This window comes from Acinetobacter sp. A47 (genome assembly GCF_000805455.1).
Lineage (GTDB): Bacteria > Pseudomonadota > Gammaproteobacteria > Pseudomonadales > Moraxellaceae > Acinetobacter.
This window is the reverse complement of the sequence record NZ_JSUS01000021.1, coordinates 1-435: the sequence shown is the minus strand read 5'-3', so window position 1 is coordinate 435 and position 435 is coordinate 1. Positions and strand designations below refer to the sequence as shown.

Here is a 435-nt window from a genome sequence, read left to right as displayed (position 1 = left end):
CAATTATTATGATGAGTCAAAATCGTCAAGAAGATAAAGATCGTGATAGAGCTGAACATGATTATAAAATTAACTTGAAAGCTGAATTGGAAATAAAATTATTAAGTGAAAAAATAGATCATTTATTGGTTCATCAGAATAAGAAATTATTAGAAATACAGGAAATGCAGATTCAGTATTTAGAGAATATCGAAAATCAAATTCTTCATACAAAAGATAAAAAAGAGAATAAAGAGGAAGAATAATGGATGATTTTATGTTTAAAGTGGTAAAAGACTTAATTATCTGAACTGAAACATTTCCATTTATTTTTCTTAAATTTGGACTTTGAAAAGTATAAACAAACAAAATAATCAAAATGTCAAAATCATTTGCTCAAATTCCTCACGCTGTTAACGAAGAGGTAAAATCATATGCTCCTGGTACGCCTGAGCG

At 27.4% G+C, this 435-nt stretch carries 1 protein-coding gene; it reads left to right on the top strand.

What is annotated here, in order from left to right:
• Nucleotides 1-245: DUF1003 domain-containing protein (locus tag OC23_RS05400; protein ID WP_038343372.1), on the top strand; the 245-nt coding region annotated here is incomplete at its 5' end.
• Nucleotides 246-435 lie beyond the last annotated feature (190 nt).